17 protein-coding genes and 1 riboswitch are annotated in these 20,936 nt (G+C 70.8%); of the genes, 9 read left to right on the top strand and 8 right to left on the bottom strand.

Annotated elements, in window-relative coordinates; genetic code table 11:
* Window positions 1-83: 83 nt before the first annotated feature.
* Window positions 84-2,234, bottom strand: coding sequence for a L,D-transpeptidase (locus ABEA46_RS08320; protein ID WP_345543961.1), 2,151 nt, complete (start codon window positions 2,232-2,234; stop codon window positions 84-86).
* A 221-nt stretch (window positions 2,235-2,455) separates the two neighbouring features.
* Here ABEA46_RS08320 and ABEA46_RS08315 point away from each other — a divergent pair, with 221 nt between their 5' ends.
* The 7 genes from ABEA46_RS08315 (at window position 2,456) to ABEA46_RS08285 (ending at window position 9,637) form a co-directional block, all read left to right on the top strand.
* The gene (locus ABEA46_RS08315) at window positions 2,456-3,658 is read left to right on the top strand and encodes an ROK family transcriptional regulator (protein WP_345543960.1); all 1,203 of its coding nucleotides are present in this window, start codon (window positions 2,456-2,458) and stop codon (window positions 3,656-3,658) included.
* Window positions 3,659-3,769: 111 nt separating this feature from the next.
* A complete protein-coding gene (locus ABEA46_RS08310; protein WP_345543959.1) occupies window positions 3,770-5,110 on the top strand; it encodes an extracellular solute-binding protein in 1,341 nt (446 codons plus the stop codon).
* A 78-nt stretch (window positions 5,111-5,188) separates the two neighbouring features.
* Window positions 5,189-6,145, top strand: a complete 957-nt coding sequence (locus ABEA46_RS08305) for a carbohydrate ABC transporter permease (protein WP_345543958.1) — start codon at window positions 5,189-5,191, stop codon at window positions 6,143-6,145.
* Window positions 6,145-7,059, top strand: coding sequence for a carbohydrate ABC transporter permease (locus ABEA46_RS08300; protein WP_345543957.1), 915 nt, complete (start codon window positions 6,145-6,147; stop codon window positions 7,057-7,059). The genes ABEA46_RS08305 and ABEA46_RS08300 overlap by 1 nt, the downstream gene beginning before the upstream one ends.
* A 43-nt stretch (window positions 7,060-7,102) precedes the next feature.
* A complete protein-coding gene (locus ABEA46_RS08295) occupies window positions 7,103-8,056 on the top strand; it encodes an ROK family protein (protein WP_345543956.1) in 954 nt (317 codons plus the stop codon).
* Between the two features lie 11 nt (window positions 8,057-8,067).
* Complete coding sequence (locus ABEA46_RS08290; protein ID WP_345543955.1) at window positions 8,068-8,847, top strand: glucosamine-6-phosphate deaminase; 780 nt, start codon at window positions 8,068-8,070, stop codon at window positions 8,845-8,847.
* A 16-nt stretch (window positions 8,848-8,863) separates the two neighbouring features.
* Window positions 8,864-9,637, top strand: coding sequence for a hypothetical protein (locus ABEA46_RS08285; protein WP_345543954.1), 774 nt, complete (start codon window positions 8,864-8,866; stop codon window positions 9,635-9,637).
* Between the two features lie 148 nt (window positions 9,638-9,785).
* Here ABEA46_RS08285 and ABEA46_RS08280 read toward each other — a convergent pair whose 3' ends face one another.
* The 5 genes from ABEA46_RS08280 to ABEA46_RS08260 all read right to left on the bottom strand — a co-directional run bounded on the left by ABEA46_RS08280 (window position 9,786) and on the right by ABEA46_RS08260 (window position 17,284).
* Complete coding sequence (locus ABEA46_RS08280) at window positions 9,786-11,174, bottom strand: FAD-binding oxidoreductase (protein WP_345543953.1); 1,389 nt, start codon at window positions 11,172-11,174, stop codon at window positions 9,786-9,788.
* A complete protein-coding gene (locus tag ABEA46_RS08275) occupies window positions 11,171-11,563 on the bottom strand; it encodes a YrdB family protein (RefSeq protein WP_345543952.1) in 393 nt (130 codons plus the stop codon). Before ABEA46_RS08275 ends, ABEA46_RS08280 begins: the two co-directional genes overlap by 4 nt.
* 68 nt (window positions 11,564-11,631) lie before the next feature.
* Window positions 11,632-14,262 (bottom strand): sigma-70 family RNA polymerase sigma factor, encoded by a 2,631-nt coding sequence (locus ABEA46_RS08270; protein ID WP_345543951.1) that lies wholly within the window; start codon window positions 14,260-14,262, stop codon window positions 11,632-11,634.
* A 341-nt stretch (window positions 14,263-14,603) separates the two neighbouring features.
* Window positions 14,604-15,740 carry an N-acetylglucosamine-6-phosphate deacetylase gene (gene nagA / locus ABEA46_RS08265; RefSeq protein ID WP_345543950.1) on the bottom strand — a complete coding sequence of 379 codons (1,137 nt, stop codon included), beginning with the start codon at window positions 15,738-15,740 and terminating at the stop codon, window positions 14,604-14,606.
* A gap of 26 nt (window positions 15,741-15,766) precedes the next feature.
* Window positions 15,767-17,284, bottom strand: a complete 1,518-nt coding sequence (locus ABEA46_RS08260; RefSeq protein WP_345543949.1) for a family 20 glycosylhydrolase — start codon at window positions 17,282-17,284, stop codon at window positions 15,767-15,769.
* Window positions 17,285-17,435: 151 nt separating this feature from the next.
* Window positions 17,436-17,520, top strand: a riboswitch (ZMP/ZTP riboswitch).
* Between the two features lie 38 nt (window positions 17,521-17,558).
* Here ABEA46_RS08260 and glyA point away from each other — a divergent pair.
* Window positions 17,559-18,833 (top strand): serine hydroxymethyltransferase, encoded by a 1,275-nt coding sequence (gene glyA / locus ABEA46_RS08255; protein WP_345543948.1) that lies wholly within the window; start codon window positions 17,559-17,561, stop codon window positions 18,831-18,833.
* Window positions 18,830-19,711, top strand: coding sequence for a bifunctional methylenetetrahydrofolate dehydrogenase/methenyltetrahydrofolate cyclohydrolase (locus ABEA46_RS08250; RefSeq protein ID WP_345543946.1), 882 nt, complete (start codon window positions 18,830-18,832; stop codon window positions 19,709-19,711). The genes glyA and ABEA46_RS08250 overlap by 4 nt, the downstream gene beginning before the upstream one ends.
* Before the next feature lie 65 nt (window positions 19,712-19,776).
* Here the strand turns inward: ABEA46_RS08250 and ABEA46_RS08245 are convergent, their stop codons facing one another.
* Both ABEA46_RS08245 and ABEA46_RS08240 read right to left on the bottom strand, forming a co-directional pair.
* On the bottom strand, window positions 19,777-20,421 hold the full coding sequence (locus ABEA46_RS08245) for an NAD(P)H-dependent oxidoreductase (protein WP_345543945.1): 645 nt from the start codon (window positions 20,419-20,421) through the stop codon (window positions 19,777-19,779).
* A gap of 2 nt (window positions 20,422-20,423) precedes the next feature.
* The gene (locus tag ABEA46_RS08240) at window positions 20,424-20,885 is read right to left on the bottom strand and encodes a MarR family winged helix-turn-helix transcriptional regulator (RefSeq protein ID WP_345543944.1); all 462 of its coding nucleotides are present in this window, start codon (window positions 20,883-20,885) and stop codon (window positions 20,424-20,426) included.
* Window positions 20,886-20,936 lie beyond the last annotated feature (51 nt).

Genomic DNA, 20,936 nt, shown 5'->3' with positions numbered 1-20,936 from the left:
GAGCGAGCGGAGCGAGTCGAAGTGCCGCTCGAACTCGACCCGCGACGCCTCAACGCTCCTTCGTCGCATCGATCCGCCGCGCGTCAGTAGTGCACCGACACCTCGGTGCCGACGCGGGACCAGTCGTAGATGTACTTCGCGGCGTCGTCCCACATGTTGACGCAGCCGTGACTCTGCGGGTACCCGAGCGAGGAGCGGAAGGCGCTCGCCCCGTGGAACGCGATGTCGGGGTAGAACCACGTCACCCACGGTACGTCCGGTGTGCAGTAGCTGCCCACCGCGTTCGGGTTGTAGCAGAGGGCGCCCATGTCGGTGATCTGCGTGAACGCGTAGATGGTGAAGTTGCCCGTCGGAGTCCCGGTGCCGGCAGCGCCCGACGAGATCACGAAGCTCTGCACGACCTGGTCGTTCTCGAAGAGGGTGGCCTGCTGGGAGCTCAGGTTGACATCGATCCGCCGGGCGAGGGTCGTCGTCGTGAACGGCGTCGCGGTGACCGGCAGCTCGAAGACGCCGTTCCCGCCGGCGAGCTGATCGGCGAAGGTGGCAGCCATGCCGTCGGTGCTGTCGAGGGTGCGGCCTTCGAGGCCGGTGGAGATCGGATTGGGCAGCACCTTGCCCGCGCTGTTCGTGACGACCGTCGCGTCGACCGCGGCACGGTCCACGAGGCCGGGCAGGGTGTCGACGATGCTCTGGATCTTCTGCTGGTCGGCCTCGACGGTGATCGCACCGTCGGCGTCGTGGCCGAGCGTGATCCAGGATGCCGCCACCGCGCGGTCCACGGGCACGGTGCGCTCGTCGCCGACATAGAAGCCGATGTTCGAGAGCACGTCGTTGAGCTTCGTCGCCGTCTCGCCGGCGGCCTCGGTCGAGACGGCCGCGGGGACCTCTGCGATGACGGGGTCGACGCTCACCCGGGTCTTGCCCGCCTCGAACGCGGACTGCAGCGCCTGCTGCACCGTGGCGACGTCGACGCCGCTGCCGGCGGTGGCCGGCGTCGAGACGTAGGACGCCGAGTCGGCGTCGTACGCCACAGTCGCGTCGACCGGGTCGGTGAACAGCTCCGGCGCCGCGTCGTGCAGCGCCGCGGTGGCGGCGGCGGTGTCGATCTCGACCTCGGCGCGGGTCTCGGCGAACCACGCCGTGGGGTTCCACATCGGGTGCTCCGCGAACGCGGCGTCGGCCAGCGCCTGCGCGTCGACGGAGGCGCCGAGCTCGGCGCCGGTCACCTCAGCGCCGCCGCCGTCGCCGGTCAGGACGACTGTCGTCTCGGCGAGCCGCTGCTCGATGGCGCCGGCCGCGGCGCCGGGGGTCATCCAGCCCACCGGTACGCCGGCGACCGTCGTGCCCGGCGCGATCAGCACGAGCGACGACACGACCAGACCCACGACCGCGACACCCGCGGCGATGCCGAGCCACAGGCCCGTGCGCTTCTTACGGGGCTGTGGTTCGGAGTCTGCCCACGCGTACACCGAGCCGTCCGATCCCGACGGCGGCGCCGCGGCTGCGGTGGTCGCGGAGACCTCCGCACGTGCGGGCGCGGCGGCCGGTTCAGCGGCGGCGAGGGGCTCGGCGGCGGGGGAGAGGACCGCGGTCGCGACGGCGACGGTGGCGGGGTCATCGGGCTCGTCAGCCTCAGGTGCGGCGTCAGCCGCGTCGACCGCAGCGGTGGGGTCGTCCGTCGCGGCATCCTCGGGCTCGGCGTCGGCGACCTGATCGTCCTCTGCCGCGCTCCCGACGACGACGTCGACCGGCTCGTCCTCGGGGGGTTCCTCATCGGACTCGCCGTCTTCAGGAGCCTCGGTCTCGGGGGCCTCGTCTTCGGGAAGCTCGTTCTTGGCGGCTTCGTCTTCGGAGACCTCGGTCTCGACGTTCGCGGCGTCGGCGGCGGGTTCGGCCTCGACATCCTCCGCGTCGGCTGCTTCGACGTTCTCGTCATCGACAGGTTCAGACTCGGCATCCGTCGCCTCGGCGGCGTCCGCCTCGGCAGCCTCAGCGACCTCGCCGTCAGCGGCGTCCGCCTCGGCGGCCTCTGCTTCGACAGTCTCCGCCCCGGCGGCGTCCGCCCCTTCGGCGCCGGCTTCGTCCCCGTCGGGCTCTTCCGCGCCGGCGGACGAATCCTCGGTGTCGGAGCCTTCGGCGCCGGCGTCGGCCGCGTTCGCCGCGGCCTCGTCGATCTCGACGCCGTCCTGTGCGGACGCCTCGTCGGCCTGTGGCTGGGTCGCCAGATCCGTCACGCCTTCACCCCCCGAATGTGATTCACGCTTCCCCCAATGGTAAGCGACGCCCGCGCGCGCGTGGGTCACGGGCTGGTCACGCACGAATCGCCGGTCACAGCATGAAAGCGAGGGCCCCGGCCGCACCCGGTCCTGCGGTGTGCATCACAGTTTTGTAAAGCATCCGCCCAAATCGGCTCCAGGACTTGCGGAATGTTTGTTCGTAAGGTCTACTAACAAACATGCCTACTTCGGAAGCGCGACGCGGCTCTTCCATTATCGACACGCCGCAGAGTCCCACCGCGAATGCCCGCGCATTCGCTCCCGGCCGCACCCTGCGCCAGGGAGCGAAAGTACTGCCCGAGCACGCCCGCGGCCACAACCGCTCACTGGTGCTGCAGACGCTGTTCCACCAGGGCGCCATGAGTCGGGCCGACCTCTCGCGAGAGACGGGGCTCACGCGCGTCACGATCTCGGACCTCGTCGCCGAGCTCATCGCCGACGGCTTCGTCGCCGAGATCGGCGTGCGCGAGGCATCCGGTCCCGGAAAGCCCGCCATCCTCGTCGACCTCGACCACGCGGGGCACCGCATCGTCGGGCTCGACCTGTCGGGCAGTGACACGTTCATCGGCGCCGTGCTGACGCTCGACGGCAGCATCGTCGCGCGTCACGAGGTGCCGCTCCCCGCGGACGAGGATGTCGTGACGACCGTCGTCGACCTCGCCCGCAAGCTCGTCGCCGAGGCGCACGCGCCGGTGCTGGGCGTCGGCGTCGGAACACCCGGTGTGATCGACGACCGCGGCGTGATCCTCACGGCCCCCAACTTCGGCTGGGCCGGATTCGACCTCGAGGGCGCGCTGCGGAGCGCCCTCGAGCTCCCCGTGCTGGTCGCCAACGACGCCAACGCCGCCGTGCTCGCCGAGTACACGTTCGGCGGCGCCCCCGACGACGTGCTGCTCGTCAAGGTCGGTCGAGGCGTGGGCTCCGGTCTGCTGCTGGCCGGTCAGCCGATGCGCGGCAGCCGCTTCGCGGCCGGCGAGATCGGCCACGTCACCGTCGGCACCGACGGCGGGCCCCAGTGCGCGTGCGGGAAGGTCGGATGCCTCGAAGCCTGGCTGTCGGTGCCCTCGCTGACCTCGCGCCTGGCCGAGGCCTCGGATCCCGAGGCGCACGAGGGCATCCTCCGCGACGCGGGGGAGCGGCTGGGCATCGCGCTGGCGCCCGTGGTCGGCACCCTCGACGTGTCGGAGATCGTGCTCTCCGGCCCTGCTGAACTTCTCGGCGGTCCCCTTGCGGATCAGGCCGTCGAGGCTCTCCGTGCGCGAACGCTTGCGCCGTCCAACGACGACGAAGGCGTGCGGGTGCGGATGACGGAGCAAGGCCAGGACATCGTCCTGCGCGGAGCGGCCGTCATGGTCCTGTCCGGACAACTGGGGGTGTCCTAGGCCTCGGCCCGGACCCCGCAATCACCACTCCGGCGGCCGCTGCGCCGCCGGACCCCCCTGGATGGGCCACCCGGCCCACCCGAACACCAAGAGAACATGAAGGAACACACCATGAAGAAGACGCTTGGAGCCGTGGCGCTCATCGGCGCCTCGGCACTGGTGCTCGCCGGCTGTGCCGGCAGCGGCAACGCGGGCGACGGTTCGGCCGACGACGCTTCCGGGTTCGACCCCGAAGGCGCCAAGGGCCAGAACATCACGTTCTGGGTCATGGGCGGCGACACTCCCGACGAGCTGCGCCAGTACCTGAAGGACGAGTACAAGGCGGCCACCGGCGGCACGCTGACCATCGAGCAGCAGGACTGGACCGACGCGGTCACGAAGCTCGCGAACCAGCTCCCCGACGCCAACAACACCCCCGATGTCACCGAGATCGGCAACACCTGGTCGCCGACGTTCACGACGGCGGGCTCGTTCAGCGACCTGAGCGCCATCTACGACGACCTCGGCGGCGACGACCTGCTGCAGTCGTTCGTCGACGTCGGCACGGTCGACGGTGCCCAGTATGCGCTGCCGTACTACTTCGGCTCGCGCTACATCACGTACCGCAAGGACATCTGGAGCGCCGCGGGCCTTGACGTCCCCAAGACCCTCACCGAGTTCAACGACGACGTCAAGAAGCTCCGCACCGACAGCCAGTCCGGCTTCTACATCGGTGGCGAGGACTGGCGCAACGGCGTCTCGTGGGTCTTCGCGAACGGCGGCGACCTGGCCAAGAAGGACGGCGACAAGTGGGTCTCGACGCTGAGCGACGAGAAGACCGTCAAGGGCCTCGAGCAGTTCCAGGACCTGTTCCAGAACGCGTCGAACGCGCCGGCCACCGAGGACGACAGCACCCCGTGGGTCAACATCAACAACGACAAGAACGGCAACCCGCCGACCGCCGCCACGATCATCGCACCCGGCTGGGCGCACTGGTCGATCGGTGACTTCGTCGAGGAGAAGACCGGCGACGACGGCAAGGTGACCGAGGTCCGCCAGTGGAACGACGACACCTTCGGCGTCTTCCCGCTTCCGGGCGTCAACGAAGGCGAGGCCGCTCCGGTCTTCGCCGGCGGCTCGAACATCGGCATCTCGGCCAAGAGCAAGAACCAGGCCGGCGCCAAGGAGCTGCTGCGCATCATCTTCTCCGACGAGTACCAGCAGATGCTCGGCAAGAACGGCCTGGGCCCTGCGAACACCAAGTTCGTCGACTCGCTGGGTGACGACATCTTCGCCTCGGCTCTCATCGAGTCGGCGCTGAACTCGAAGCTCACCCCGGCCGCGCCGGGCTGGGCCGCCGTCGAGGGTCAGAAGATCCTCGAGGAGTTCTTCGGCAAGGTGGCCGCCGGTGGCGACATCGAGTCCCTGGCCAAGGAGTACGACGAGAAGATCGACGCCATCATCAACGGCTGAGACCCTTCTTGACCTGCCGGGGTCGTGGGCAGTGCCCGCGACCCCGGTCCCCTGCGAGACCCCCCGAAGGAGGCGGGCATGGCTGTTCCTGCCCCCACCAACCTCGAGCACGACCAGAGGGCCGACGAGTCCGTCGGAACCCGTCGTCGCTCACCCGTTCCCTACTTCCTGCTGATCCCCGCGATCGCCATCCTGCTGTTCGGCATGGGCTATCCCGTCGTGTGGCAGGTCATCACGTCCTTCCAGAAGTACGGCGCCCTTCAGCAGCTGGGCGGCAAGCCGCCCGAGTTCGTCGGGCTCGAGAACTACATCGCGGTCGCGACGAGCCCCACCTTCTGGGAAGTGGCGCTGCGCTCGGTGATCTTCTGCATCGTCACCGCGTTCATCACCGTCGTCATCGGCATGGCGCTGGCCCTGCTCATGACCCGCGTCTTCGGATGGGTGCGCATCACGCTGCAGATCGCCCTCCTGCTGGCCTGGGCGATGCCCGTCGTGGCCGCCATGACCGTGTGGATCTGGCTGTTCGACCGCCGGCGCGGCGTCGTCAACTACCTGCTCGACCTCATCCCGGGGGTCGACATGAACCAGTACAACTGGATCGGCGGAGACCCGTTCGTCTTCTTCCTCGTGGCGTCGATCATCGTCACGTGGATGTCGGTGCCGTTCGTGGCCTTCTCGGCCTACGCGGGCCTGACCCAGGTCTCGACCGAGATGGTCGAGGCGAGTCACCTCGACGGCGCCACCGGATGGCAGCGGATGCGCTTCATCGTGCTGCCGATCATCCGTCCGGTGATCATGATCGTCCTGCTCCTGAACCTGATCTGGGACCTGCGCGTCTTCACGCAGATCACGATGCTGCAGGATGCCGGCTCCAAGACCACCAGCTACGACCTGCTCGGCACCTACATCTACAAGATGGGCGTCGCCGGCCTGAACTTCGGTCAGGGCGCCGCGATGGCGATCTTCGTGCTCGCGCTGACGATCGTCCTCAGCTGGTTCTACATCCGCAGTCTCTTGAAGGAGGACCAGGCCTGATGTCCGCCTCTGCACAGCTCGCGCCCGCGCCGACCCGCGTGTCGCGCTCGTCCCAGGCCCCGGCCGCCCCGGCGAAGCGTCGCCCCCGCGGCCGCGGCGCCAAGTGGGGATGGAGCATCCTCGCGATCGTGCTCGCCCTCATCTGGGTGTTCCCGGTCTACTGGATGGTCAACTCGTCGATGCTCTCGTCGTCGACCCTCGAGTCGTTCACGCCGACCTTCCTGCCGTTCGGCGGGAACCTCGACAACTTCGGCGCCGTCATCAACGAGAGGTTCTTCAGCGCGCTGGGGATCAGCCTGTCGGTGACGCTGATCGCGGTGTTCTGCTGCCTGCTGTTCGCGTTCCTCGCGTCGGTGGCGATCAGCCGCTTCCGCTTCCGCGGCCGCACGACGTTCATCCTCGCGATCCTGATCATCCAGATGCTGCCCGCCGAGGGCCTGTTCATCGCGCAGTACAAGATGATGAGCGAGCTCGGCCTGCTGTCGAACATCCTCGGGCTGAGCCTGCTCTACATCGCGGCTGTCGTGCCGTTCACGGTGTGGATGCTGCGCGGCTTCGTCGCCGGCGTCCCGGCCGAGCTCGAAGAGGCCGCGATGGTCGACGGGCTCAGCCGCACCCAGGCCTTCATGCGCATCACCCTGCCGCTGCTGGCACCCGGGCTCGTGGCATCCGGAGTCTTCGCCTTCCTGCAGTGCTGGAACGAGTTCACCGTCGCGCTGGTGATCATGAATGCCGAGAACCAGACGCTGCCGCTCTGGCTGCGCGGCTTCGTGCAGCAAAGCACGAGCCGCGCGATCGACTGGGGCGAGGTGATGGCCGCATCGACCATCGTGGCGATCCCCGTCATCATCTTCTTCGTGATCGTCCAGGGCCGCATGACCAGCGGGCTCGTCGCAGGCGCGGTCAAGGGCTGATGGGCGCGCACACAGACGCCGCCTCCCGCGGGGAGGTCGGCGGATGAAGGTCGGACTCGACGTCGGCGGCACGAAGACCGATGCGGTCGCCGTCGACAACGCCGGAGTGATCCTCGGCCGGCTCCGCATGCCCACAGGATGGGGTCCGGATGCCGTCGGGCAGACCGTCGTGGACGCCGTGCGCGCGCTGGGCGCCGAGGCCGGGGTGGACCTGGCCGCGGTGCGCTCGGTCGGGGTCGGCATCCCGGGCCAGATCGAACCCGGCACGGGTCGTGTCGTGCACGCCGTGAACCTGGGGGTCGAGTCGCTGGATCTCGCCGCACTCGTCTCGCCGCAGCTGGGCGTGCCGGTGCAGGTCGAGAACGACGTGAAGGCGGCGGCGCTCGGCGCGCATGCGCTGCACACGCGCGGCGGAGTCCCGGCGCCCGGATCGATGGGCTACCTCAATCTGGGCACCGGCATCGCTGCGGGCATCGTGTCGGACGGCGTGCTGTGGCGCGGCGCCCGAGGCACCGCCGGCGAGGTCGGGCACATCTCGGTCGACCCGAACGGACCGCTGTGCCGGTGCGGTCAGCGGGGCTGCATCGAGTCGTTCGCGGGCGGCGGCGCGATCGCAGAGCGCTGGGGGCGCAAGTCTGCGCTGCCGGTGCGCGACGTGTTCGACGCCGCCGACGGGGGCGACCTCGAGGCGCAGGAGCTGCGCACCGGGCTGGCGCGCGGCGTGGCCGCCGCGATCCGGGTACTGGTGCTGACCGCCGACGTCGATATCGTGGTGCTCGGAGGGGGTGTGACGGCGTTGGGCGATCGACTGATGACAGATGTCGCAGCCGAACTGGCGGCCAGCGCGGAAGCGTCCCCCTTCATGCGCTCGCTGCGTCTGCAGGAGCGGGTCGAGCTGCTTCCGCCGGGTTCGCCGGCGGCCGCGCTCGGCGCCGCGATCGTCGGCGCGCAGGGCGACATCACACACGACACCGAGGAGGCCCTGATTCATGGTTGAGGAGCTGTTCCATGGCTGAGATCGTCATCGTCCGCGACAAGGCGGCGGCGGGGGCGCTGGTCGCCGACCACATCGCCGCGCTCGTGCGCGACAACCCCGAGACTGTCCTGGGTCTCGCCACCGGCTCGACTCCGCTGCCGGTCTACGAGGCGCTGCGCACGCGCCTGGACGGCGTGGACGTCTCGCGCGTGCGCGGGTTCGCCCTGGACGAGTACGTGGGGATCGACCCGGCGCATCCCGAGAGCTACCGCTCGGTGATCACGCGCGAGGTCGTCGAGCCGCTCGGCCTGAACCCGGCGCTGATCCGCACGCCCGACGGCACGCCCGACGGCATCGAGCACCACGGCGAGGAGTACGACGCGGCCATCCGCGAGGCGGGCGGCATCGACCTGCAGATCCTCGGCATCGGCACCGACGGCCACATCGGCTTCAACGAGCCGGGTTCGTCGTTCGCGTCGATCACCCGTGTCAAGACGCTCACCGAGCAGACCCGCAAAGACAACGCGCGCTTCTTCGAGAGCGTCGACGACGTGCCCATGCACTGCATCACGCAGGGCCTCGGCACGATCCTGCGGGCGCGCCACCTCGTGCTGCTCGCGTTCGGCGAGGGCAAGGCGGCGGCGGTCGCCGGCGCCGTCGAGGGACCGCTGTCGGCGTCGCTGCCCGGCTCGGCGATCCAGCTGCACGCGCGCGCCACCGTGGTGGTCGACGAGGCCGCTGCGTCGCAGCTCACGCGGTCTGACTATTACCGGTACGCCTACGCGAACAAGCCTGCCTGGCAGGGCATCTGAGCCCTAAGCTGACGGCATGACACTGCCGTCCGAGACGCCGGCGGCGGGGGATGCCACATCCTCCGCTGCGGCGTCGTCCGGTGCCGCATCGCCTGGGCCTGCGGCGCCCGCACCCGCCGAGCCCGAAGCTCTGGCGACCTCCGCCGCCGCGGGCGAAGCGGTGCGCAACGCCCGTTTGGCGTGGCTCATCGGGGGCTCGCTGCTGATCGCCTACGCCGTGCTGGTGCTGACAGCGAACGGCAACGCGGTGCTCTCGTTCCCCGGCAGAGGGTTCGTCTTGGAGGGGCTGTGGGCGGGCGCACTCCTCGTTCTCGCCTTCGGCATCCGAGGCCGGGGTAGCGTCGTCGCACGCCGCCCGCTCGGCGTCGTCGCCCTCGTCATTGCGGCCGCAGTGCCCCTGTTGTCCGAGAGCTGGTGGGCGCTCTTTCCCCTCGGCGCGTGGGACAGCACGACGGCGGTCATGGTGGGGAACGGCACGACGCTCGTCACTCTCGGCGCGCTCATCGTGGCCACCGTCGTGATCGGCCGCGAAGGCGCGGTCCCGGACCGGATCCGATGGGTGCCGCTGATCGTGCTCGCAGTCGCGGCGGGCGCGCAGATCGCGATGTCGATCGTCGGAGTGACGCTGGCGAGCAATCTCGTCCTCGCTGACGTCGTCGCCGCGTACTTCTACGCAAGCATGCTGGGAACCCTCGGTGTGATGCTGCTCGGCATCCTCGCTATCGTCTTTGCGCCGCGCGAGGCCCCGAAGCCCGCACCGCCGACGCAGGTCTACCCGCCGGCATCCTGATCGACCGCGATCCGCTATCCATTCCTCGAAGAGGTTCATTCGTCGTATATGCACGCGTTTTCGCCGAGATCGCGTGCATATATGACGAACGAACGCTGTGGGGTGGGGGAGGAGTGCCGTGGGGACCGGGCATGGCGGGCGGCCAGGGTCAGCGCGCGAAGACCTTGCCGGGGTTGAGGATGCCCTGCGGGTCGAACGCGCGCATGACGCTGCGCTGCAGCTCCCACTGATCGTCGCCGAGCTCGTCGGCGAGCCAGCGCCGCTTGAGCACGCCGACGCCGTGCTCGCCGGTGAGCGTGCCGCCCAGGCGCAGGGCCGCGCGGAAGAGGTCGTCGGCGGCCGCCCAGATGTACGCGGGCGCTTCGACCACCCCGAACTCGTCGGGCTCGGCGTCGAAGATGAAGTTCGGATGCAGGTTGCCGTCGCCGGCGTGTGCCACTGTCGGGATCACGACCCCGTGCTCGCGCTCGACGCGGGCGATCTCGTCGAACATGGCAGGAAGGGCGCTGCGGGGGACCGACACATCCTCGATGAGGGCGGTGCCCAGCGTCTCCATCGCGGGATGCATCGACCGGCGGATCGTGAGCAGCCGTTCGCCCTCGTGCGGGTCGTGCGAGAGTGCCACGGTGCCGCCGACCCCGCGCAGCACGTCCGCGATGGCCTCGGCCTCCACGCCCGCGGCCGGCCCGTCGGTCTGGATCGTGAGCTGGGCCGCGCCGGGCGTCGGCGCCGGAAGCGACAGCAGCGCGTGCACAGCGGCGAGGGATGCGGCATCCATCAGCTCCATGATCGCGGGCTGGACGCCGGAGGCGGTCACGGCCGCGGACGCCTCGGCGGCGGTGCGCACGTCTGGGAAGGTCGCGGCGATCGTGCACACTTCGCCGGGGACGACCCTGCGGAGCTTGAGGGTGGCGCCCACGACGACGCCGAGCGTCCCCTCGGAGCCGATGACGAGCGACGTGAGGTCGAGACCGGTGACGCCTTTCACGGTGCGGTGGCCGAGGTGCAGCAGGCGGCCGTCGGCGAGGACGAGGTCGACCCCGAGCACCGCATCGCGCACCACGCCGTACTTGGCGCACAGGAGTCCGCCGGCGCCCGTGGCGATGTTGCCCCCGACTGTCGAGATCGCCCGGCTCGCCGGATCCGGTGCCCACCACAGGCCGTGCTCGGCGAGCGCGGCGTTGAGGTCGGCGTTGAGGATGCCCGGTTCGACGACGGCGAGCAGATCGTCGGGGCGGACGTCGAGGATGCGGTCCATCTCGCGCACCGACAGGGCGATCTCACCTGTTCCGGCGTTGGCGCCGCCGGCGAGGCCGGTGCCTGCGCCGCGGGTCACGACGGGAGTGCCGGTGGCGGTCGCGATGCGCAGCGTCTGCTGGACGTCCTCGACGCTGCGGGCGCGGACGACGGCGAGCGGGACGCCGGCGGCGGCGTGGCCGGACTTGTCGGCACGCGCCGCGTTCAGCGCAGCGGGGGAGGTGTCGACGCGGTCGCCCAGTGCGTCGACGAGAAGTGCGAGCGCGTCAGCGGCGGTCACGCGATGCGCCGACGACCCGCGATGACTCCGACGGTCACCGCCACGACGCCGAACGCGAGGCCGATCCAGGCGTTGCCCATGAGCCACCACGCCACGGTCGCCGAGGCGTAGACCAGCAGCTCGACGATCGCACGCACGAACGGGTGCACGGCGAAGACGGCGCGCGGCGACACGAACAGCGCCCACACCAGGATGGCCAGCGCCGGCGCACCCAGACCGGTGAGGATGTTCCACGCGAACGGGAACGCGGTGAAGCCCCACAGCGCGAGTGTCAGGATGGCGAACATCTCGCACACGAACGCGATGACGTCGATCGCCGACAGCGGTGTCCGCATTCCGGGCGCCGGTTCGGCGGGCTGAGAAGGCGTGACGTGCGGCGTGTCGGACATGGCTTCCAGTCTACGTCGAGTGGATGCTGCGCCTCCGGGCCGGAGGAAGCCCGCGGCCCGCGCCGGGGTCAGTGCTTCTTGCCGGCGGCCGCACCATGCGCGCCGCGGCCGTGACCGGGGTCGTCGTTCGTCGTCGTCGCGTCGTCCGGTTCCTCCGTCGCCGCCGCGGCAGCCGGCTGTGACTCGGGGTCCAGGCCGTGCTTCTTGCCGGAGTTGCCGTTCGCAGCGCCGTTGTTGCCGTTGTTGCCATTGCCGTCGGCGGGTTCTCCGTTGCCGGTGGAACCGCCGTTGCCGTTGCTGGTCGAGTCGTCGCTCCCGTTGCCTCCGCCGTGATTGGTGGAGCCGTCGTTCCCGTTGCGGACGCCGTTGTTGCCGTTGCCGCTGGCCTCGTTGTTCCCGGTGCCCGCACCGTTGTTGGTGGAGCCGTCGTTCCCGTTCCCGTTGCCGACGCCGTTGTTGCCGTTCCCGTTGCCTTCGCCGTTGTGGCCGTTGCCGTTGGATCCGTCGTTCCCGTTGCCCGCACCGTTCCCGTTGCCCGCACCGTTCCCGTTGCCGTTCCCGTTCTGCTCGGCGTCTGTGCCGGCTGCGTCGCCGGATCCGATGTCCTCGTCGCCCGCTGCACCGACCACATCGGCGGCGAGGGCCTCGGTCGTCACCACGGACGTCGACGTCGCCGCGACGACGCTCTTCGGCACGTTGACCGCGCCCTTCGCCTTGCCCTTGCCCGCGTTGCCGTTCGCGGCGCCGTTGCCGTTGCCGGTGTTGCCGCCGTTGCCGTTGCCGGTGCCGTTGGTGGGATCGCCGTTGCCCGTGGAGCCGTTGTTGCCGGTGGTGCCGCCGTTGCCGTTGCCGGTGCCGTTCGTGGGGGTGCCGACACCCGTGTCGTCGGTGTTCCCGTTGCCGTTGCTGCCCGTCGCGCCGTTGCCGGAGTTGCCGGTGTTCCCGTTGCCTGCGCCGTTGTTGTCGGTGCTGCCGTTGCCGGAATTGGCGTTGCCGGAGTTCCCGTTCCCGGAACTGGCGTTCCCGGAGTTCCCGTTCCCGGAGCTGCCGGTTCCGCCGGTCGCGGAATCGTCAGGGCTGAGGGAGTCGCCCTGGCTGTCGTCGCCCTGACCGACGCCGCCCTGGCTCGTGCCGCTGTTCTCGGTGCTGCTGTCGCCTTGACCGCCGACGTCGCTCTGGCCGTCGGCGCCCTGGTCGGCAGCGCCGGCCGTGGAACCAGTGCCGGGGCCGGGAGCCGCCTCGCCCTGCTCGCCGGTGGCGCCGTCGCCGGATGCCGCAGCGCCGTCGCCGGTGCCGTCGGACGCGGCCGGGCCGGGCGTGCCTCCGCTGTCGGCCGTGCTCCCGCTCACGCCCACGCCCACGGCGTCACCCGTCGCAGGAAGGAGGGCGTCGCCGACAGGCAGGGCGACCGGAAGGTCGGCCGGGTCGGGGCCGGCCGTCGTCGTCAGCTGCAGAGCCGTGTCGGCGGCATCCTGTTCCGGGACGAGGGCGGGCGAGACCGGCGCGACGTCAGAAACGGTGGACTGCTCCGAGGGAGCGGGGTCGGGCGACGTCGGCGGCATCGCGACCGCCGCCGCGACGACTCCGCCGACCACGACGAGGCTCGCTGCCGCGAGGCTCGATGCCGCGCCGATGCCGACGAGCGCCGTGCCACCAGCGGCGACGGTCGTGACGGCGGCGGCGCCGGCCGTCGCTCCCGCACCGGTGGCCACACCCGTGCCGACACCCGCGGCGGCGCCGGCTCCTGCCCCGGCCGCTGCTCCGGATCCGACTGCCGCGCCGGAGCCGACCGCCGCGCCTCCGCCGGCGGCTCCCGAGCCTGCCGCGCTGCCGGTGACGGCGCCCTTGACGACGGACGACGGCATCGCGGCGAGGGCGACGATCGGGGCGCTGCCGCCCTGCAGCGTGGCGAGGTAGCCGGCGGTGCCGACGGCGCCGAGAGCGAGCGGCAGGAGCACGAGCGCGAGCCGGCTCGAGACCTCTTTCGCCTCACTGGCGACGATGGAGCAGCGCACGCACGCGGCGAGGTGCGCCTCGACCTTGGCGTGATCGCGACGGCCGAGGTTCCGTCGCGAGTAGGCGCCGAGGCGTTCGATGGTCCACTGGCAGTCCGAGCCGTCCTGGACCGACTGCAGGTGCGCCTGGATCCATGCCTCGCGCAGACCTTCGCGGGCCCGGAACGTCAGCTGGGCGACCGCGGTCGCCTTCATGCCGAGCAGCGGTGCGATCTCGGCCGGCTTCATCTGCTCGATCTCGGAGTACCAGAGCACTTCCTGCCATCGCGTGGGCAGGCTGCGGAAGGCGCGGTGCGTGAGGCCCCGATCGAGCGCCGCCTCGCTGGCGTGCTCGCCGGACGCGGGGTCCTCGACGCCGTCGAGCTCGTCGTAGGGCGTCTCGCGCCGGGCGCGTCCCCATGCCGCTGCGGTGTTGCGGATGCTCGTGAACAGATACGCGCGGAACGACCCGGTGGGTCCGCCGCCGGCGGCGATCGACTGGTAGATGCGGGTGTACGCCTCTTGCACGAGGTCGTCGGGGTCGAGGCTGGATGTCATGTTGCGGGCGACGGTGATGCCTGCGCGATGGTGCCGCCGCCACAGCTCGCCGAACGCCCCGGGATCGCCCGAGCGCGTGCGCAGCACGAGGTCGGCATCGCCGAGCGCGACGGGATCCGGCTGCTCGCGCACGTCGTCGTGATCCATGTGATTACCCCAGTTCGCGGGCCCCTGCCCGACCTGAACTCCCCGACGCCGCGCAGACGGGCGGCGCGACGACATCCATTCTCGCCGCCGTCGGGCCTTTTGGCCAGGGTGGATGCCGCACCCCTGCTGAAGGCCCGCCGAAGAAATTCTCAGAACTCGCGTAATAGACGGCGGTCGGCGCCGTCTCTTACGTCAGAGCGGCACGCCGCCCGACGTGTGGGGCACGACGGCGGCAGTGCCCCCCGCGGTATCACCCGCGGATCAGGCGGGGCACGGAAGGATCTCGGGGGAGGGACTTCCGGCCCCGCCTTCGCGCGTCTGCGACCGCTGCGGGTCGGGCGTCAGGCGGGCTGACCGTCGATCCACACCCGCTGCACCGTGAGGTCGGCGTCCAGCAGCACGGCGTCGGCGACCGAGCCGATGTCGAGCCTGCCGAGGTCGGCACGGCCGATCGCCAGCGCCGGGACCTCGCTCACGGCCCGCAGCGCGACCTCGAGTGGCACCCCGGCGCCGACGACGTGGCGCACGGCGGCGTCCTGCGTGAGCGTCGAGCCGGCGATCGCGCCGCCCTCGACGAGGCGTGCGACGCCGTCGGTCACCTGCACGGCGAGCCCGCCGAGCTCGTAGGAGCCGTCCGCCGCGCCGGCGGCGGCCATGGCATCGGTGATGAGCGCGATGCGCCCGCCCGCCGACGCGAACAGCGTGGCCACGAGGTCGAGGTCGACGTGCACGCCGTCGGCGATGACCTCCAGTCGCACCCGCTCGTCGCGCAGGGCCACCACGACCGGTCCGGGGGCGCGATGGTGGATGCCGGGCATGGCGTTGAAGGCATGCGTGAGCAGCGTCGCGCCGGCGTCGAAGGCGCGGCGCGCGGTCGCGGCGTCCGCGTCGGTGTGGCCGACCGCGACCGTGACGCCCGCCGCGGTCAGGCGCCGGATCGCGTCGAACGCGCCGGGGCGCTCAGGGGCGAGCGTCACCTGGCGGATCGTGCCGCGACCGGCCTCGAGCAGCCGGTCGATCGACGCCTCGTCGGGTGCACGCAGCAGCGACTCGGTGTGCGCGCCCTTGTGGCCGGGGTCGAGGAACGGCCCCTCCAGGTGGGACCCCAGGATCGTCGGGTCTGCCTCGGTGAGGTCCGCGACCATCGCGACGCGCGCCGCGAGGTCGTCGATCGTCGCGGTGATGAGCGACAGCACGGCGCGGGTCGTGCCGTGGCGCCGGTGGACCGCACGCGCGGTGCGGACCGCCTCGGGACCGTCGTCGAAGCTCGCGCCCGCGCCGCCGTGGCCGTGGACGTCGATGAACCCGGGGGCGAGGCATCCACCGCTCCCGTCCACCGTCTCGTCAGCGGACGGGGAGCCGTCCCCCACTCCGGCCGCCGTGACGCGGCCGCCGTCGAACAGCACCCACCCTTCGGGGGAGTCGCTGTCGACGGCTGCCGAGCCGAACAGGCGGACGGAGTGGACGAGAGTGCTCATGCGGTGCTCCGGTCAGGTGGACGGGGTCACTCGGTGACCCATGGGATCTCTTCGGACGGGTGGAATCCGATGCCCATACTGGTCCACAGCGGGCCGAGCGCGCCGACGCGGCTGCGGAACGACTCCCACGTGCGCAGGTCGCTCTCGCCGGTGCGGGGCGACCAGCCGGCCTCGGCCGCGGCCGCGATGCGCGGGAACACCATCGTGTCGATGTCGGCGGCGGTGCGGATCGTCTCGGTCCACAGCGGCGCCTCGACGCCGAGGATGCCTGCGTCGCCCACACCGGGGACCACCTCGGCGGGCTCCCACGAGTACGCGTCCTGCACGCTCGTCGGGCCGTTCGCCCAGGTGAGACCGAGCTCGGGGCCGCTGGGGTACTTCATGTCGAGGTAGATCGCGTCGGCGGGCGACAGGATGAGGCCCGCGCCGTTGTCGACGAACGTCTGCGCCTTGGCCGCGAAGCCGTCCTGCGGCGTGACGTAGCCCCAGTACTGGCCGATCGTGGTGTCAGCGATGTCCTTGGCCGAACCCGCCTCGTGCCATGCGACCGGCGTCTTGCCGAGGTCGGCGATGAGGGCGCTCACGCGCGTCACGAAGTACGCGAAGTCGTCGTCGGCGGTGGCGAGCGATTCGTCGCCGCCGAAGTGCAGGTACGGTCCCGGCGTCATCGCGGCGAGCTCGCCGAACACGTCGGCCACGAAGTCGTAGGTCGCCTCGTCGTGGATCTTCAGTGACGAGAAGCCGACCGCGAGCGCCTCGAACGGCACGCCGGGCTCGGGGAGCGCGCCGCCGCCGTACACGTCCACGATCTCGCGCATGTGGTCAGAGATGACCGGGTCCTCGGCGAGCTCGGGGTAGGCGAGGCCGACGGCGTGGGTGTGGCCGGGCATGTCGACTTCGGGCACCACGATCATGTGACGGGATGCCGCGTACTCGACGATCGCGCGGTAGTCGTCCTTCGTGTAGAAGCCGCCGGGATCGCCGCCGATCGCGGTGCCCGACGCCTTCTCGGTGAGCTCGGGGCGCGAGTCGAGCTGGATGCGCCACCCCTGGTCGTCGGTGAGGTGCAGGTGCAGCGCGTTGAACTTGAGCGAGGCCGCGCGGTCGATGTAGCCCTTGACGGTGTCGATGCCGTGGAAGTGGCGCGCGACATCGAGCATCACGCCGCGGTAGGCGAAGCGCGGCGCATCGTCGATCGCGATCGCCGGCAAGATCCACTCGCCGCCGTCGCGGGCGACGAGCTGCCCGAGCGTCTGCACTCCGTAGAAGAGTCCGGCAGCGTCGGCGCCGGTGACGACGACGGATGCCTCGTCCACCGCGATCCGGTACGACTCCGGCGCGCCGCCGCCGGCGATGCGCAGCTCGACGTCGGCCGAGCCCTCGGCGTGGGCCGGCGTCAGGCCCGCACGAGCCGTGAGGATCGCGGCGAGGGCTGTGGCGGCATCCGCATCTGCCGAAACGGACGTGGCGGACGTGAGCCGGAACGGCGCTCCTGAACCCGCCTCGATCGAGGCGGGTGCGGGGACGACGGCGGGAAGCGACACGGTGTCTCCATTCTGTGGGACCGGCGTGCAGCCGGCCAAGAGCACGGCGGCCAGAACGGCCGCGGCAGCGGTCCGTCCTCGTCGACGTGACATGTAAAGAGTCCTAACAAAAGGGGTGAGGTCCAGCCTAGCGGGTCGAGTTCCGTTATGCTCGGAGGGTCGCGACTGGCGTTGAGGTGGGACACCACCGGGGAGCGACCGACTACGGCATTCGACCGCACGCCTGGGCCGATGCGGGGACCTCTTTTCCGAAAGCCGTGAGTCAGGAGATCGCATGACCGATCAGTTCTTCAACGCCCCCCTCTCCGAGGTCGATCCTGAGATCGCTCAGGTGCTCGAGCGCGAGCTCGAACGCCAGCGCGGTTACCTCGAGATGATCGCCTCCGAGAACTTCGTGCCGGTGTCGGTGCTGCAGTCGCAGGGCTCGGTGCTGACCAACAAGTACGCCGAGGGCTACCCCGGCCGCCGCTACTACGGCGGCTGCGAAGAGGTCGACGTCGCCGAGGAGCTGGCGATCCAGCGTGCCAAGGCGCTGTTCGGCGCCGAGTTCGCCAACGTCCAGCCGCACTCCGGCGCCACCGCGAACGCCGCCGTGCTGCACGCGATCGCCCGCCCCGGCGACACGCTGCTCGGCCTCTCGCTCGACCAGGGCGGCCACCTCACGCACGGCATGAAGATCAACTTCTCGGGCCGGCTGTACAACATCGTCGCGTACGGCGTCGACCCCGAGACCAGCGTCATCGACATGGACGAGGTGCGTCGCCTCGCGATCGAGCACCAGCCCAAGGTGATCATCGCCGGCTGGTCGGCCTATCCCCGTCAGCTCGACTTCGCGAAGTTCCGCGAGATCGCCGACGAGGTGGGTGCGACCCTGTGGGTCGACATGGCGCACTTCGCCGGTCTCGTCGCCGCAGGCCTGCACCCGAGCCCTGTGCCGCACGCGCATGTCGTCTCGTCCACCGTGCACAAGACGATCGGCGGCCCCCGCTCGGGCTTCATCCTGACCAACGACGCCGACCTCGCCAAGAAGATCAACACGGCGGTGTTCCCGGGCCAGCAGGGCGGTCCGCTCATGCACGTGATCGCCGCCAAGGCGACCGCGTTCAAGCTCGCCGCGACGCCCGAGTTCACGGAGCGTCAGGAGCGCGTGCTGCGCGGCGCCCACATCATCGCCGAGCGCCTCTCGCAGCCCGACGTCGCCGGTGCGGGCATCGCCGTCCGCTCGGGCGGCACCGACGTGCACCTCGTGCTGGTCGACCTGCGCAACGCCGAGATCGACGGCAAGCAGGCCGAGGACCTGCTGCACGAGATCCACATCACCGTGAACCGCAACGCGGTGCCGAACGACCCGCGTCCGCCGATGGTCACGTCGGGCCTGCGCATCGGCACGCCCGCGCTCGCGACCCGTGGCTTCGGCGACGCCGAGTTCACCGAGGTCGCCGACGTCATCGCACTCGCCCTGCAGCCGGGCGCCGACGTCGAGGCGCTGCGTCTGCGCGTGGCCGCCCTCACCGCCGCGTTCCCGCTGTACCCCGGGCTGCAGCAGTGACGGCCGTCAAGCTCGACGGGCGCGCAGCATCCGCCGCCATCAAGGACGAGCTGCGCGAACGCGTCGCCGCCCTGAAGACGCGCGGCATCACGCCGGGCATCGCGACCGTGCTCGTCGGCGCCGACCCCGGATCGCAGCTGTACGTCGGCATGAAGCACCGCGAGTCCGAGGCCATCGGCATGAACTCGATCCAGGTCGAGCTGCCGGCCGAGGCCACACAGGAAGAGGTCGAGGCCGTCATCGACCGCCTCAACGCCGATCCCGCGTGCCACGGGTACATCGTGCAGCTGCCGCTGCCGAAGCACCTCGACACCGACGCGATCCTCGAGCGCATCGACCCCGCGAAGGACGCGGACGGCCTGCACCCGACCAACCTCGGCCGGCTCGTGCTCAATGTCAATGCGCCGATCACGACGCCGCTGCCGTGCACGCCCCGCGGTGTGATCGAGCTGCTGCTGCGCAACGACTACGACCTCAAGGGCAAGCATGTCGTGGTCGTCGGCCGCGGTGTGACGATCGGCCGGTCGATCGGCCTGCTGCTGACCCGTCGTGAGATCAACGCGACGGTGACGCTCACGCACACCGGAACCGTCGACCTGCCGTCCTACCTGCGTCAGGCCGATGTGATCGTGGCAGCGGCCGGCGTCAAGCACATCGTGCAGGCTGCGGACGTCAAGCCCGGCGCGGCCGTGCTGGATGTGGGCGTCACCCGCGAGACCGACGCCGAGACCGGCAAGTCCCGCGTCTACGGCGACGTCGCTCCCGACGTGGCCGAGGTCGCCGGCTACCTGTCGCCGAACCCCGGCGGCGTGGGCCCGATGACCGTCGCGCTGCTGATGACGAACGTGGTCGAGGCCGCCGAGATCGCCGCCCGCTGAGCCCTCTGCTCACACACCGAGGCCGCGCGCGCTCCCTGAGTGCACGCGGCCTCGGTGCATGAGGGTCAGGCCACGACGGCTTCGCGCGGACGTGCGACGGCGGCCGCGGCATCCGTCGCTCCGAAGGAGGCCATGCCGCCGATCCAGCGCTCGCGGTCGGCCTCGGTGCGGTGCCGCACCTCGGTGAGACGGGTGACGCCGCGCACCTTGATGCCGCAGTACTCCAGCGTCGCCGCGCGCAGCGACCGGATCGCCGCGTCGCGGTAGGTGAGGGTGTTCCAGAAGCCGGGGGAGTCCATCGTCATGACGATGCGCGCGGTCCGCCCCGTGAGCAGCTTGTCCCACAGTCGGCCGGCGGGCCGGTACCGGTAGGCGAAGCCCGAGACGAACACGCGATCGATCCAGGTCTTGAGCGCCGCCGGCGACGATCCCCACCACTGCGGGAAGAAGATCGCGAGGTGATCGGCCCATTCGACCTCGGCGATGTACGCCCGGATCTCGGGCGAGAGCGGGCCGTCGGCGTCGGTGCGCGGCATCCGCACCTCTCCTCGAGCGGTGGGGTGCCCGGGCACCGGGTCGGAGGCGAGGTCGACGATGCGCACCTCGGCGCCGGCGGCGCGGGCGGAGTCGGCGTACGAATGGGCGAGGGCGTGGTTGAGGCTGTCGGGCAGCGGCGTGCCGATGACGACGAGGATGCGCGGGGCGGACATGGTCACTCCTGGGGTGCGGCGGCGGATGCCGGCTGGCTCTGGATGAAGGCGATGAGGGTGTTGAGCTGGGTGTTCAGTCGCGGCGCGTCGATCGGGTCGGCCGCGAAGGCCGGGGCGGCGAGCATCTCGGCGAAGTCGCGTTCGAGCCGTGCGCCGGCGGTCTGCACGAGCGCGGCGCCCTTCTCGGTGAGCGAGAGCAGGATGCTGCGGCCCGAGCCCGCGGGGGAGTCCGCGGTGATCCAGCCGTCGGCCACGAGTGCGGGCACGCGCTTGCTCACGGCGGCCTTGGTGACGCCCAGGCAGAAGGCGAGCCGCGTCATGTCGGTGGGCTCGACGCCGGCGAGGATGGCGAGGAACTGGAAGTGGTTGTAGCCGACGCCGTACTCCGCCTGCAGGACGGCATCGGCGTAGGCGTCGATCTCGGCGACGAGTTCGTGGAGCGTGAAGCTCAGGCGGTCGGACATGACACCGAGTAAACCAGTTGACTCAGTGTGAGTCAACAGGTTTACACACGT

Origin of the sequence: Microbacterium jejuense (assembly GCF_039544225.1) — a bacterium.
In the GTDB taxonomy this organism is placed as follows: domain Bacteria; phylum Actinomycetota; class Actinomycetes; order Actinomycetales; family Microbacteriaceae; genus Microbacterium; species Microbacterium jejuense.
Note: the sequence above shows the minus strand (reverse complement) of the source record. Positions and strands in the feature narration are given on the sequence as shown.

Bases quoted from the DNA above. Each gene is read 5' to 3' on its own strand.
- ABEA46_RS08295 (WP_345543956.1), top strand. From the start codon at position 7,103: ATGAAGGTCGGACTCGACGTCGGCGGCACGAAGACCGATGCGGTCGCC.
- ABEA46_RS08300 (WP_345543957.1), top strand. From the start codon at position 6,145: ATGTCCGCCTCTGCACAGCTCGCGCCCGCGCCGACCCGCGTGTCGCGC.
- ABEA46_RS08315 (WP_345543960.1), top strand. From the start codon at position 2,456: ATGCCTACTTCGGAAGCGCGACGCGGCTCTTCCATTATCGACACGCCG.
- ABEA46_RS08245 (WP_345543945.1), bottom strand. From the start codon at position 20,421: ATGTCCGCCCCGCGCATCCTCGTCGTCATCGGCACGCCGCTGCCCGAC.
- ABEA46_RS08240 (WP_345543944.1), bottom strand. From the start codon at position 20,885: ATGTCCGACCGCCTGAGCTTCACGCTCCACGAACTCGTCGCCGAGATC.
- ABEA46_RS08290 (WP_345543955.1), top strand. From the start codon at position 8,068: ATGGCTGAGATCGTCATCGTCCGCGACAAGGCGGCGGCGGGGGCGCTG.
- ABEA46_RS08305 (WP_345543958.1), top strand. From the start codon at position 5,189: ATGGCTGTTCCTGCCCCCACCAACCTCGAGCACGACCAGAGGGCCGAC.
- ABEA46_RS08310 (WP_345543959.1), top strand. From the start codon at position 3,770: ATGAAGAAGACGCTTGGAGCCGTGGCGCTCATCGGCGCCTCGGCACTG.
- nagA (WP_345543950.1), bottom strand. From the start codon at position 15,740: ATGAGCACTCTCGTCCACTCCGTCCGCCTGTTCGGCTCGGCAGCCGTC.
- ABEA46_RS08270 (WP_345543951.1), bottom strand. From the start codon at position 14,262: ATGGATCACGACGACGTGCGCGAGCAGCCGGATCCCGTCGCGCTCGGC.
- ABEA46_RS08285 (WP_345543954.1), top strand. From the start codon at position 8,864: ATGACACTGCCGTCCGAGACGCCGGCGGCGGGGGATGCCACATCCTCC.
- ABEA46_RS08275 (WP_345543952.1), bottom strand. From the start codon at position 11,563: ATGTCCGACACGCCGCACGTCACGCCTTCTCAGCCCGCCGAACCGGCG.
- glyA (WP_345543948.1), top strand. From the start codon at position 17,559: ATGACCGATCAGTTCTTCAACGCCCCCCTCTCCGAGGTCGATCCTGAG.